This is a genomic window from Peptoniphilus indolicus ATCC 29427, assembly GCF_000227315.1.
In the GTDB taxonomy this organism is placed as follows: domain Bacteria; phylum Bacillota; class Clostridia; order Tissierellales; family Peptoniphilaceae; genus Peptoniphilus; species Peptoniphilus indolicus.
Map to the genome: position 1 here is coordinate 33,699 of NZ_JH165067.1, position 14,613 is coordinate 48,311.

The following is a 14,613-nucleotide window of genomic DNA, read 5'->3' on the forward strand; positions in this document are numbered from 1 at the left end:
TCTTAAGTTTAATTTAAAACTTCTTATACCATAATCCATGTAAGTTTTTATTTTATCAGACAACATAATAGGATGAGAGTTAAATATTTCGGAAATATTAGAATTTCTTTCAACTAAAAATTTCTCTCCCCTAGCATCTTCTAAATAAAATCCTTTTGAATATTTACAAGCCTTACAGTTAGAATCTATTGAACATCCAAGATTAACAGACATAGGACAATGAACCATTGTCATAACTGGTAACAACCCATGAGAGACTACTTCTGTATACTCTCCATAATCCTTTGCTATTCCCCTTATCTGTTCCTTGTTGAGTTCTGGAGAAAGACAAATTCTTGTAAAACCCATTTCTAATAAATTACTTATCGTAACCTTGTTAAATACATTTAGCCCTATATCAGCTACTTTATCTATAGATAAATCTTTTAAAAGAGATATTTGAGATAAATTATTTAAATACACTTCGCCAAAAACTTCTGTAGACTTTAAAATTTTCAAGGACTCTTCAAGTTCCCTTGTAGATTGAAACTTTTGAAATACTCCGCTCAATTTTACGTTTTCTTTGATGGCTACTTCTTCAATCTCTCTATTAAATCTATCAATTGGAATACATACTTTAAGACCATCAAAATCTTTTATCTTTTTTAAATCCTCTACAGAATAAATCTCTACAGATAAATTCTTTTCAAATTTCTTTTTAGGTTTATATAAACTATAACTTATCTTTTCTACATTTCTGTCATGTAAATATTTTTCGTCTAAAATTTCTAAAGCAGCTCTTCTCAAGTTATTTATTTCTGATATTGGAATAAAAATATTTTCATCCATCTCTAAATTTAAATCTATTAAATTATATACTGTTCCGCCGAGCTTAGAGATATTTTCCGCTATCTTATCTCTTGAAACACCTTTCTTTTGAGCTTGCTCCACAATATACTCAGATTCATATTCAACTGTAAAATCATCTGTTCTTAACTTGATATTAGGTTTTTGACCAATTTTAAACTTTACTTCTATTGAAATATCTCTGTACTTGATATCTCTGTTTAAATTTTCTTTTATAGCTCTATCTAAATCCTCAGAATAATTCCTATATATTTTTGCCGTAGCATTTAAATTTTTTAATAGGCTCCATCTATTAACGCCTTTTGGATAATCTTTTTCTGCTCTAAATCCAAAACTTTTGTTTTTATCAAATATTTCAATCCCATCTCCACAAGAAATTGAATCAAATAATTCTATTTCAGCAAAATCTCTACCTACATTTAAAACTTTCCCTATCTCTCTACCTCTGTTACTTGGTTTTTCAATAGTTATAAAGTCTTTACCAAATTCTCCAAATGCAAGCCCTGAAGTAAACCCTCTGCTAAAAATTTGTTCAACATTATCTTTATCAATTTTTGTGAGTGTGTTATCTATTGCCTTTCTATACGAACTGACAACTTGATATACATATTCAGGATTTTTCATTCTTCCTTCAATTTTCAAAGAAAAAATTCCATTTTCGACAAGCGTGTCCAATGTATTTAGAGAATTTAGGTCCTTAGGAGAAATATAGTACTTACTTTCAAACTCTCTTCCGTCCAAGCCTATTATCTTATAACTCTTTCTACAGGCCTGCGCACAATCTCCACGATTACCTGACCTTCCACCTATCATGGAACTCATCAAACATTCTCCAGAAAAAGATACACACAAAGCCCCATGAACAAATCCTTCGACATCTAAGTTTGTATTCTTACTAACCAAACTCATATCTTCAAGACAAGTTTCTCTTGCCAATACCACTCTTTCAAAGCCAAAATTTTCTATAGTCTTAGCCCCATAAAGATTATTTATTGCCATTTGAGTACTTGCATGGACTTCTATAGGCAAATTACTTTTTGCAACTGTAATTCCAAAGCCCATATCTTGTACTATTATTCCATCGACTCCAATTTCATTTAAATATTCAACCAATTTAAATGCTTCATCTATTTCGCTGTCGAGCAATAAAATATTAGCTGTTACATAGATTTTAACGCCTCTTAAGTGAGCATATTCTACAGCAGCCTTGATTTCTACTCTATTAAAATTAAAAGCTTTCGCTCTCGCACTAAATTTATCAGTTCCTAAATAAATGGCATCAGCCCCGGCTTTGACTGCGGAAATTAAGCTTTCCATACCACCTGCCGGAGCTAATAACTCAACTCTATCTATCATTTAAACTTTCAATCTCTCTATTCAAATCTATAATTCTCTTTTGAGCCTCAAATATCTGCTCTTCCAAAGAATTCTTTTCAGATTTTATTTTTTCAACTTCATCTGTACATTCTTTAATTTTCAAATTAAACTGTTTTGCATCTTCTATAAGTTTTTGATTTTCATTTACTAAAGAATCATAATCCTTTTGTTTTTTATCATATCTATCTTTTAATTTTTCATTTTCAGCACTTAAAGAAACTAATTTAGTTTTCAACTCTTCAAGTTCATTTAAAGTATTCAAATTTTTTTCTTCAATAGATCCTTCTTGTATACTATTGATTTTATCTGCTTCTCTATCCTTTTCTTCAAGAATATTTAAAGCAGTTAAAATTAGTGCTTGGACTTGGTTTAGTCTATAATTAGAATTTTGTACCATCTTAATTCTCTTGTCTAAGTCATCGGCAAATTTTCTAACCTTTTGTTCTTCGCCGCCAACCACATAGAAGTTCATATCATCTATTTGAACTTTTACTTTTCCACTGCTCATATATTCCTCCTTAAGCTCTTAAAGTAGCATCAAATTTATCTTCGATGACCTTGATAATTTTATCAGTAACTTCACTTACTTCAGTTTCTACCAACGTCTTCTTTAAAGACCTAAAAATAAGCGAGAACGCAATTGATTTTTTATCAGCTCCTAAAGCTTCTGATCTATATATATCAAATACTTTGAATCCTTCAAGTAAATCAGAACCATTTTCTCTTGCTATTTTTTCTATTTCATAAGCTGGAACTTCATTGTCCATAATAAATGCCAAGTCTCTCTTTACAGATGGATACTTTGGAATTTCCTTAAATAAATAATTTTCTTCAGCAAAATCTAAAAGTTTATAAAAATCCAGTTCTGCTACATAGCATTTCTTTTTAAGATCATAATTTTCAAGAACTATAGGGTGAACTTCTCCAAAGAATCCTATACTTTCACCTTCAACAAAAAGTTCTGCAGAAACTCCAGGATGTAAAAATTCTGTCTTAGCTCTATTCAATTCAAATTTTTCAATTCCAATTTGCCATAGAGCTCTTCTTATAACTTCTTTTAAAAAATAGAAATCTCCTAAATCATAAAAACCTATTGACAATTTAGTTACTTCTGTAGGCAATTCTTGACCTTCTTTTGGAATAAAAGTATTTCCAAATTCAAATCCTGCTACATTTAAATTTCCTCTATGTGCATTGTATGAAAGAACTTCCATCATATTCGATGTAAGTGTAGTTCTCATAATGCTGTATTCTTCGCCAAGAGGATTTATTATTTTTACAACATTTCTAAGTTCATCTTCTTCATGTAAATTCAACTTATCGAAGTTTTTAGGACTTACAAATGAATAAGTCATAAACTCATTAAATCCAAGTGACAAGAGAACATTTTTGACTCTTCTCTCAAGCATTCTAAGTTCAGACCTTCCACCAACTGAAAGGCTACCTTCAAGCGGTTTAGCTTTTATGTTGTGGTAACCATATATTCTTGCTATTTCCTCAATTAAATCTTCTTCTATCTCAAGGTCTAATCTAAAAGTGGGAATTGTAGCTGTAAGTTCTTCTCCTTTAACTTCAGTTTCAATAAATAGTCTATTTAAAATTTTAGAAACTTCTTCAGTAGTAAACTCCATTCCTATAAGCTTATTAACTCTTGAAGTTCTAAGTTTTATTTTTTTCTCTTCAACTTTTTCAGGATATATATCAAATTCTCCTGCTATAATATCTGCAAATTTGATTTCCTCTGCAAGTTCACAAACTCTTTGAACTGCAAGTTTAGCAGATGTGATGTCAACACCTTTTTCAAATCTTGAAGACGCTTCACTTCTCAAACCAAGTCTTTTTGAAGTCTTTCTGATTGAAGCCTTATCAAAATTAGCCCCTTCAAGTAAAACTCTCTTAGTAGTAGGTTTTATTTCAGAATCAAAACCTCCCATAATTCCAGCAAGACCTATGGCTTTTTCTCCGTCAGTTATTACAATATCTTCTGACTTTAAAGTTCTATCTTCTCCATCTAAAGTTTTTAAAACTTCATCATCTTTAGCTTGTCTAACTACTATCTTTCTAGACTTCAAATCATCCAAATCATAAGCATGAAGAGGTTGACCGTATTCAAGCATTACAAAATTAGTCAAATCAACTATGTTGTTTATAGGTCTAACTCCTGCAGCTACAAGATGATTTTGTAACCAAAGAGGAGACGGTTTTATCTCAACATCTTTTAAAACCTTAGCATAAAATCTCTTACAATTTTCAGTTTCAATTGTTATGTCGTCAAAATATTCATTAATATCTTCAACTTCATTCTTTATTTGAGGTTTTTCAAGCTTAAGAGGTATGTCAAAAGTTGCGCTAGTTTCTCTTGCCATTCCTATGATAGAAAGACAATCCGGTCTATTTGGAGTTATTTCAAATTCTATAATTTCTCCATCTAATCCCAAAGCTTCTATTGCTGAAATACCTATTTCTGTTTGCTCATCAAAAATATATATACCGTCTTTAGCTTCTTTTGAAATAACAGATTGGTCGTATCCAAGTTCTTCTAAAGAACATAACATACCATTTGACTCAACACCTCTCAATTCGCCTTTTTCTATTTTAACTCCACCCGCTAGACTAGCCCCCGGTAAAGCCACTGGAACCACAGCTCCTTCAAATACATTTTGAGCTCCTGTAACTATTTGGATGACTTCGTCTTTCACATCTAATTGACAAACAACAAGTTTATCTGCGTTTGGGTGTTTTTCAATTTTTAAAATCTTTCCAACTACCACTTTTGATAAGTTTCCAGCTCTATTAATTATAGATTCTACATGAGAACCAGTTAAACTCAACTCGTCTGCAACTTTCTTAATATCTAAATCTAAATCTATATAATCACTTAACCATTTAACCGGTAAAAACATTTAAAGCCTCCACTAAAATTGATTCAAGAATCTATTGTCATTTTCAAATAACAATCTTATATCGTTCAACTTGTACTTTATCATTGCAATTCTGTCTATTCCCATTCCAAATGCAAATCCAGAATATTTTTCAGGATCAATACCGCAATTTCTAAGCACATTTGGATGTACCATACCACAACCTAAAAGTTCCATAGACCAACCGGTATTGTGACAACTTGGGCAACCTTTACCACCGCACACAGTACATGTTACATCAACTTCGGCTGAAGGTTCAGTAAATGGGAAATAGTGTGGTCTAAATCTTGTCTTTATTTCGTCTCCAAATAGTGTCTTAACGAATATATTTAGTGTTTCAAATAAATTAGCCATAGAAATTTTCTCGTCGATAATGAGTCCTTCTAATTGGTGGAACATAGGAGAGTGTGTAGCATCTACTTCATCAGACCTAAAAACTCTTCCTGAACAAACCATTCTAAGTGGCGCTCCATATTCTTTCATAGCTCTTATTTGAACCGGTGATGTTTGAGTTCTTAAAACCGTCTTATCATCGATATAAAAAGTATCTGATAAATCTCTTGAAGGGTGGTCCATTGGAGCATTTAAAAGGTCAAAGTTATTTGCAACAGACTCTACTTCAGGACCATCTATAACCATAAATCCCATAGTTATAAATAAATCTTCAAGCTCTTCAATAGTCTTTATAAGAGGATGCTCATGACCCACTAAAAGAGGTTCTTTGTTTAGAGTTATGTCTATTCTTTCACTTTCTAATTTTTCCAATAATTCCTTATTTTTTAATGTACTAATTTTATCTTGTAAGCTACTTTCTATTTCAGTTCTCACTTCATTTGCAAGTGCTCCTATAATTGGTCTTTCCTCTGCAGAAAGATTACCCATTTCTTTCATCACTGCAGTGATTTCGCCTTTTTTACCAAGATATTTAACTCTTAATTGGTCCAATTCTTTTAAATCTTGAATTTCATTTAATTCACTTTGGACTCTTGCTTTTATGTCTAATAATTTTTCTTTCATTACATCCTCCGATCCATTGTACCTATCATTGTATTATAGCATTTTCAAGCATACATATCAATTTAAGCTAAGTAAGTATCCATAATACAAACTCAAAAATAAAATATGACATAAAAATAAGCAGCGGATTTTACCACTGCTCACTTAATCTTTTTAATTGTCGCCTTCTTTGATCATTTGTTCAGCCATTTCTTTATCCTCTTTTGTTGGAGGGAATATTATGTTTGCAAGAATAGAAATAATACAAACACAAGCAACAGTATCTTTAAATATAAATTGGAACATTGGAGGAAGTCCTACAAGTGCTTCTGGGTGAGAACCAAGTCCAAGACCTAATCCAAATGTAATTCCTAAAACGATTATATTTCTATCGCTAAATCCAGCTTTAGTAATCATCTTAATACCATTAATCATGATCATAGAAAATACAGTTATAACCGCTCCCCCTAAAACACTGTTAGGCATAATGTTAAATAACATACCTACTTTAGGAAGGAAAGCTGAAGCCATAAGAACAAAAGCTCCCATAGCAACGCACCATTTATTTACTACTTTAGTCATAGCAACTATACCAGCATTTTGACCAAAAGCTGTATTAGGAAGTGCATTGAAAAGAACTGCAACTGTTGAACCAAGTGCATCCGCTAAGATAGCTCCTGAAGTTTCTTCAGCTGTTGCTTCTCTATTAAATCCTGCAATTGTTATACCATTTGAGTTACCTATTGTTTCAAGACCTGAAACAATGTAAATTGTAGCAAAACTTACTACAGCTCCTAGAGGGAATTTCAATTCCCATGGTTTGATTATAGGAAGTGGAGCTCCAACTACATTGGCATTCATTACAGGTGTGAAATCAACTTTACCAATAAACGCAGCTACTATGTATCCGATTATTAATCCAACAAGTATAGAAGATATTTTCCACATTCCCTTCCCAAATCTTTGTAAGAAAGTGATTACAAAAAATACTAAAAATCCTAAAGCTAAGTTTTTAGCTGATCCAAAATCTTCAGCACCTACTCCACCTGCGAAATAATTTACACCAACTCCTAAAAGTTTTACACCCATTGTGATAAGTACACTACCTACAACCAAAGGTGGGAATAAACCTTTTACTTGTTTATAGAATAAACCTATTATTACTTCTACCATACTTCCCAAACAAGCAGCTCCTAATACTACTGAAAGTGCATATTCAGGTCCAAAACTAGAATACTCTCCTCCAATTGAAGCCGCTGTAGACACAAATGCAAAAGATGTTCCCATAACTATAGGCAGACCCGCCCCTATTTGAAATTTACCTATCTTAATTGGGTAAAGTTGAATAAATGTTGTAAGTCCCGAAACAAACATAGCACATTGAATCATTCTCAAACTCAGTTCAGTGCCATTTAATCCCAAAACACCTATTAATATTAAAACTGGCGCTAAATTCCCTGCAAACATTGCAAGTACGTGTTGAAAACCAATAGGAAATGCAACTTTTAAACTTGGTTTTCCCTCTAACTGGTAGATAAGCTCTTTATCGCTTAATCTGTTTACGTTTTTTTCCATAACTCTCTCCTAATCTTAATTTAATTTTATCTCAAGAAAAGCCTTTGCCGTATATCAAATTAAATACATTTATAATAGCGTGGTAAAATATTACCTACTTAATATTTAGCAAATCCGCACAACCTATCAAATCTAACGCATAACACATAGGATGTCTTGAATATGTAAAAGCTTTTCCTTCAACCTAAATAAATTTCTTTATTTTACCATTGGTAAAATGTCCTAAAGTTAAAAAACATATGTCTATAACTCAAATTTGGATCATGTACTTAGTTACTATCCATACCCTCAGCTATTCGGAACATTGAAAACGTATGTCGCCTTTAGAAAATATTTTCATTTACTTCGTTATTATACAATTTTTTTTCATATTTTACAACATCAATTTTGATAAAGTGTTTTCTAAGTGAAGTAAATTAATAAAATGAAATTTTCTTCTTGAAAAACATTTCAAACTATGTTAACATTATTAAAGTATTCGGCGACATAGCCAAGTGGTAAGGCACGGGTCTGCAACACCCTTATCGCCAGTTCGAATCTGGCTGTCGCCTCCATGAAAATACCCACGATATTAATATCGTGGGTATTTTACTTATATATTCTTTTAATATTAAATATTAAAAGCGACCAATGGTCACTTTTAATTTATTTTCTATTTGATTTTCTCCAAATTCCAGCTTTTTCAGCTTGCTTTATCAAGTCTTCTCTAAATTCAGGAGAAGCTAAGTTGATAATTCCTTCAGCTCTTTCCCAGGTTGATTTCCCCTTACAGTTAAAAATTCCGTGCTCAGTTACAATATAGTGTGTGTTAGGTCTTGCTGCAGTTATAATTGTTCCCGGCTCAAAATTCAATACAATTCTTGATTCTTCTTTATCTTCTTTCTTGTTATAGAATTTAGATGAAAGACAGATGAAACTCTTTCCACCTTTGGATAAATAAGCTCCAAGCACAAAGTCAAGTTGTCCTCCAGCTCCTGAGATATGTCTAAATCCAGATGATTCAGAAGAAACCTGTCCAAATAAATCCACGTTTACTGCATTGTTTATGGAAACAAAGTTATCCAATTGAGCTATAACTCTCGCATCATTTGTGTATCCAACTGTTGAAGCCATACAAGATGGGTTATTGTCTACAAAGTCATATAACTTTTTAGTACCTGCAGCAAATGCATAAGTTTGTCTATATCTATCTATATTCTTTCTAGCTCCTGTAATTTTACCCGCGTTTGCAAGATCTACAAAAGCATCTACTAACATCTCTGTATGAACTCCTAAATCTTTTAAGTCACTTTGTGCTAATAGAGAACCTACTGCATTAGGCATACCACCTATACCAAGTTGTATACAACTTCCATCTACCATTTCTCCAACTATAAGTTCTGCTACTTTTTTATCTACATCACCGAAAGATCCAGCTGGAAGTTCTTTAATATCAGGATTTTCTCCTTCTACTATATAATCCACTTCAGAAATATGAACTACATTTTCAACTCCGCCCAAAGCTACCGGTAAATTTTCATTTACTTCCACAACTACTAAATCAGCAACTTCAATAGCTGCTTTTAAATGAGAAGCATTTAACCCAAAGTTGAAATATCCGTGTTTATCCATAGGTGTAGTTGCAAGATATGCAATATTTAAATCAATGTTTTCTCTGTACCATCTTGGCAATTCTGAATATCTAAGTGGTGCGTAAAATCCCGCATCAGTTTTATTGATTCTATTTCTATCAGCTCCACCTGCATGCCAAGTTTTCCAAATAAAAGCATTTCCTTCAGGGTCTGCATTAAAAATTTCGGGAACCCCCATCAAAACACCGCCCATTACAACTACGTTTTCAAGTTCTCCTGCACGTTTAGCAAGTGCCTTGTCTATTGCAACTGGAGTTTGAGCTGCCCAAGCAAAATCAATAGTGTCTCCACTTTTAACAAATGAAGCTGCTTTTTCAGCAGAAATCAGTTTATCTTGATATTCTTTTTTAAAATCCATAAAATCCTCCGTTAAATTAAAATTAAATGTTTTCCTTAAACTATTTCCTTTATACCCTTATATACAACATAAATTTCATATTTTATTCGAATTTTGTACTTCTTCCACGAATCTTTTAAAATCTAAAATTCTTTCTTCCAATATTTCTTCACTTATATCTATAATATATTCTCTTTTGTCAGCTAAAGAAAATAACTTTGCAGAGTTTACTTTATTACCAGTTATCTTTGAATATGCATAAGAGTATATTTGAAGTTGAGAAGAATAGTGTTCAATTTTTTTCTTATTCATTCTACCAGTCTTTATATCTATAATTTCTATTCCATTTTCTGTGCTCCTTACTTCATCTATAAATCCATGTATTATAGCATTCTCAATACTTAAATAAAATTCCCACTCTTTATGAATTGCCTCATTAGAATTTTTATTATAGTATTCTATCAACTCTTTAAGTTCTAAAATATTTTCAATTTCATATTCTATTCCATATCGTTGAAGCTCACCTTCTATAAATAAATCTATATTTTCTTTAGGTTTTTCAGCATATTTATGAATTATATTCCCTTTTATTATAGGATCTATCTGCCCTATACTTCCTCCTAAATTGAGTTGCGCATCATTGTCTAGCACATATCTTTTAAAGTATAAATCTTTATCTTCTCTATATAGCATATATTGAGAAACTGAATAGTATTCAGATATTCCTGTTTTTGAATAATAATTATCTCTTATCAATGTTTTTTTATACAAACTTAGTTTATCATCTGATTTTTGCTTAGATATAAAACTTTCAACTCTTCTCTTTTTATTCTTAACTTCAAGGTCTAAATAATCAAATTCATTCAATTCTGATTCAAATAAAAGTTTTTTATATGTTTTATCCGGTATTTTCGCCAAATTACTATTGTATGCAAAAACCAAAACTTTCTTTGCTCTTGTACACGCAACATAAAATATCCTAAGTTCTTCTTCTAATTGTCTTAACTCATTTTCTCTCTTATTAATTTTAAATATAGAATTTCTTCCTTCTATATTTACTCCTATTCCCATTTCTCCAATTTGGAATAATGAATTACCATTTCTCATCTTATATGGCTGGTCACCATCCATAAGTATTACATAGTCATATTCTAACCCCTTTGATTTGTGTGTAGTTATGAGATTAACAGCCGTGCTTGATGGTTCTTGTTCAATTTCTAAATCCTCTATATGAGCTAAAAAGTCTAATATATTTGATGAGTACGCACATTCATAATTTATAGCATACATAATTAATTGCTTTAAATTCTTTATTCCTGTTTCTCCTTTGAAATAATATGCAATCTCATAAAAATCCAATTCCAATATAATTTTTTCCACTAAACTAGATATACTTAGAACTTTTGAATACTCTCTTAACTTTTCTAACTTATCCACTGCCACACTAAATTTTTCTCGATCTGAATCAGATAAAAGATTCAAGAAATCTTCTCCCCATTCTCTATATTCTACATATTCATTAGCCAATAAAAATATTGCATTTTCACTTAATCCAACTTCAGGGGTTTTTAAATAACTCAAATAACTAATTATATCCTCTGAATTATAGATAGCTTTTAAAGTTATAATTAAGTCCTGTATTTCTCTATTTTTATAAAACCTAGTGGCTGTGTTAGAAACCTCTATATTTCTCTTTACAAGTTCTCTCTCCATAGATTCCATATTCTTCTTTTTTCTGTATATTAAAGCTATCTCTCCTTGAGGAACACCTGAGTCAATTAAACTTTCGACATAGTCTGCAACAGATTTTACTTCATCTTCTGATTCAAGTATTTTAAACTTTTCTTCACCCTCAACATTGTGATTTAAATTAGAGTACTCATCTCCCATTAAACTTTTAAACAGAATATTGTACGACTCGATTAATTTTTTTGAGCTTCTGTAGTTTTCTGATAGTTCGAATGCCTTAGCTCCACAACTTTGCATCTTCCTTATATAATCTCTATAAGTTTGAATTGAACCTCCTCTAAAAGAATATATCGATTGTTTCGGGTCTCCAACTACGAATAAATTTAAATCTTTATTTTTTTCTTTTAATATGTCTAAAATCTTAGTTTGAATATGATTTGTATCCTGAAACTCATCAACCATAACATATTTATAATTTAGCTTTACAGTTTCTAAAACTTTTATAGCATATTCTTGTAAATCATCATAATCTAAAGCATTCATATTGTCTTTTGCTTGTCTATATTCTTCATCAATTTCCGAGATTAATTTTAAAACTAAATTAATATAATTAACATTTTCTAACTCAAGGTGCATCTGCAGCTTTAGAATCTCTTCTTTTATTTCTTCTATCAATTCAGCTTGCTTAGTGCTTGTACCTAAATTATTTTTAATCTCTTCTAAGAAATCTATAGTAGGCTCATTTAAAAATTTGATATATTCTTCTTGCTCTGTAAAATCTTTAAACTTATTTCGCCTTACCATTCCATCTAAATATTCATTTAATAACTCAATCAGCTTCGAAAAATCTAATTCTTGTAATGATTCTAAGGTCTTCTCAGTATTTTCTCTTACTTTTTCAAATGTATAGCCCAAATTCTTTATATCACAATACATTCCCATCAATTCAGACTCTAAAAATTCAACCGTTACATTCTTTGTTTCAAACATCAAATCATGTAAATCATCTATATTTTTATTCAATACGTGTTTTATTGAATTTTCAAGTAGTTTTGTCGAGTCCTGACTTTCAATAACCTTATACTCCGGGTCAATACCAACATTTATCGGATATTTTGAAATCAATTCTGAACAAAACCCGTGTATCGTATATATAGAAGCTTTTGAAATGTATTTTTGCCTTTCTCGCAACATTGGGTCATTAGAATTTAAAAGAGCTCTTTTTATTTTCAACTTCATTTCAGCCGCTGCTTTTTTAGTGAAAGTTATAGCCAAAATATTTTCTATATCTTCGCCACTTTTTAAAATATTTAAAAATCTATTAGTTAAGACTTGAGTTTTCCCAGTTCCAGCTCCCGCCATTAAAACTATATCATCATCAATATTTTCAGCCGCTGCTTTTTGTATTGCATTAAGTTCCATTTTAACTCCTTGCCAAATCAGAAATCCTGCTATCTACATCGTCCCACTTATCAAAAATTCCATTGTACATTAAATATATGACTTTTAAAGCATTGTCCAATGACTCTTGTAATTTATCTTTAAATTCTTCTGTGCTGAGTTGATTCCTAGCCCCTTTTATTTTTCCAATTTCATCAATATTTCTTATAACATGAGACACTTTTGCCCCCTTTATAAATCCATACTTACCTTCCACACAAGCCCCTTCAAAAAAGCTCATATATATTGGAATTTGAAAAACTTCTGTACCTTGTTTTTCAAAACCGGGAGCTGAAGAAAGTTTATAATCTGTTACAATTATTTTTCCATCAACACTTTGGTCCACTCTATCAATTCTTCCACTCAAGTCTATATTTCCAATTTTTATGATAAATGGCATTTCAAATTCTTTAGGTCTAAATCCATCTCTATTTTCTAAATCAACCTTTATATATTCACTTAAAATGGCACAATAAATTTTCTTTCTGAGTTGTGGAAAATCACTATTATTTGTTATTGGTTCAACAATTTCTTCCAGTTTTTTTGGTCTAATGTATCATATTTTCTAAAATATCTTTCAAGAATCTTGTGAAAATCAGTTCCCATTTGCATATTAATTTTTTCAGGTTCTTTCAAAATATCTTTTAATCCTACCAATTCTAAATATAAAAAACTATATGGAGACCTAACCCAACTATCTAAATCACTTACTTTAAGACCACGTTTTTCAATTTTTGATTTTAAAATATCTTTGGCATTTCCAGATAATGTCACCTTGTTATCTTGTAAATTCCTCAACCTTTCTTCAAAAATTCTCATTATAATATCTTCAATATCTCTTTTAGATTGATACATGTCTAAATAATTTTCAGAAATTTCTTTTTTAGATTCTAAAATAACATTTGAGAATAGCTCTGACATCGTTGATATCCTATCTTCTACAACTTTATCTAAATTCAACATAAAAGAATAAGCTGAAAGATTTTCTTCATCTTTAAAAATCACTGTATTTTCAGATGAAGAAATAGCTATTAAAAATTTCAAAAGTTCCCTTTGATAAATTTCATCTTCATTTTCTACTTCAAACCCTATTTGTTTTAAAAATTCAAATTGAGTTTCAATCATGAAATTCCCACTTCTATAGTTTGGAAAATTCTCATTAAATGACGTTATATACAAATTTTCAAAGTTATATTTTAAACTTCCGTCTAAACTAAATACTTTTGATTTAAAAGGGTCTCTATTTTCAAAAGATATTCTATCTAAATATTCAATTAATAACTCAGTGTATTCTTTGACAGAAACCATTCCAAAATGTTCACCATATTCTTTTAAATTATTTAATACCAAAACAATTGAATTTAATGTGTTTAAATCATTTTTATAAACTTCAATATCATTTAACATACCATAGAAATTTTCAATTGACTCTTTAGTGTTTTCTAAAAATGATAAAAATATATCTGAATAATTTTCAAAAGTATCTCTTGATTTTATATCAATTTTAAGTTCCTCAAGAGTTGCCAAAAATTGTGTCAAGTCTATTTCCGCAGATATCTCAGTCTGTGTATTATTAATTAAGCTATTTAAATCTTTAAATTCTATCTTTGAAATTTCAGAAATCAACTTTTCATCTGAAGAATTTATTTTAAAATAGTTCAAATTTAATCTTCTAATTAAATTTCCCCTGTTCTGCTCTAAAATATAATCTATTAGAATTTTAAATTCCTCGACAATTTTTATTTCATTTACTTTTGTAGAAATATAATTTAGTTTTAGGTTTTCAATATTTTCTAATTGT

At 30.5% G+C, this 14,613-nt stretch carries 9 protein-coding genes and 1 tRNA gene; 1 reads left to right on the forward strand and 9 read right to left on the reverse strand.

The window, feature by feature from the left end; genetic code table 11:
- From HMPREF9129_RS11780 to HMPREF9129_RS09435, 5 genes are all read right to left on the reverse strand, one after another.
- A partial coding sequence (locus HMPREF9129_RS11780; RefSeq protein WP_004822980.1) for a U32 family peptidase occupies positions 1 to 2,202 on the reverse strand: 2,202 nt, incomplete at its 3' end.
- Complete coding sequence (locus HMPREF9129_RS09420; protein ID WP_004822981.1) at positions 2,192 to 2,731, reverse strand: cell division protein ZapA; 540 nt, start codon at positions 2,729 to 2,731, stop codon at positions 2,192 to 2,194. The genes HMPREF9129_RS09420 and HMPREF9129_RS11780, both read right to left, overlap by 11 nt.
- Positions 2,732 to 2,741: 10 nt before the next feature.
- Positions 2,742 to 5,126, reverse strand: a complete 2,385-nt coding sequence (pheT, locus tag HMPREF9129_RS09425) for a phenylalanine--tRNA ligase subunit beta (RefSeq protein ID WP_004822984.1) — start codon at positions 5,124 to 5,126, stop codon at positions 2,742 to 2,744.
- A gap of 12 nt (positions 5,127 to 5,138) precedes the next feature.
- Positions 5,139 to 6,161 carry a phenylalanine--tRNA ligase subunit alpha gene (pheS, locus tag HMPREF9129_RS09430; protein ID WP_004822985.1) on the reverse strand — a complete coding sequence of 341 codons (1,023 nt, stop codon included), beginning with the start codon at positions 6,159 to 6,161 and terminating at the stop codon, positions 5,139 to 5,141.
- Positions 6,162 to 6,314: 153 nt separating this feature from the next.
- On the reverse strand, positions 6,315 to 7,715 hold the full coding sequence (locus HMPREF9129_RS09435; RefSeq protein WP_004822988.1) for a uracil-xanthine permease family protein: 1,401 nt from the start codon (positions 7,713 to 7,715) through the stop codon (positions 6,315 to 6,317).
- Between the two features lie 480 nt (positions 7,716 to 8,195).
- Between HMPREF9129_RS09435 and HMPREF9129_RS09440 the strand changes: the two genes are divergently transcribed.
- Positions 8,196 to 8,269, forward strand: a tRNA-Cys gene (locus HMPREF9129_RS09440).
- Positions 8,270 to 8,360: 91 nt separating this feature from the next.
- On the opposite strand, the gene HMPREF9129_RS09445 is transcribed toward HMPREF9129_RS09440, so the two are convergent.
- From HMPREF9129_RS09445 to HMPREF9129_RS11785, 4 genes are all read right to left on the reverse strand, one after another.
- Positions 8,361 to 9,704 carry a butyryl-CoA:acetate CoA-transferase gene (locus HMPREF9129_RS09445; RefSeq protein ID WP_004822990.1) on the reverse strand — a complete coding sequence of 448 codons (1,344 nt, stop codon included), beginning with the start codon at positions 9,702 to 9,704 and terminating at the stop codon, positions 8,361 to 8,363.
- A 75-nt stretch (positions 9,705 to 9,779) separates the two neighbouring features.
- Entirely contained in the window at positions 9,780 to 12,794 is a 3,015-nt protein-coding gene (locus tag HMPREF9129_RS09450) for a UvrD-helicase domain-containing protein (protein WP_004822992.1), read from the reverse strand.
- 1 nt (position 12,795) lies between these two features.
- Positions 12,796 to 13,365 carry a PD-(D/E)XK nuclease family protein gene (locus HMPREF9129_RS09455; RefSeq protein WP_083827206.1) on the reverse strand — a complete coding sequence of 190 codons (570 nt, stop codon included), beginning with the start codon at positions 13,363 to 13,365 and terminating at the stop codon, positions 12,796 to 12,798.
- On the reverse strand, positions 13,326 to 14,613 hold a 1,288-nt coding region (locus HMPREF9129_RS11785), incomplete at its 5' end, for a PD-(D/E)XK nuclease family protein (RefSeq protein WP_040553077.1). The genes HMPREF9129_RS11785 and HMPREF9129_RS09455, both read right to left, overlap by 40 nt.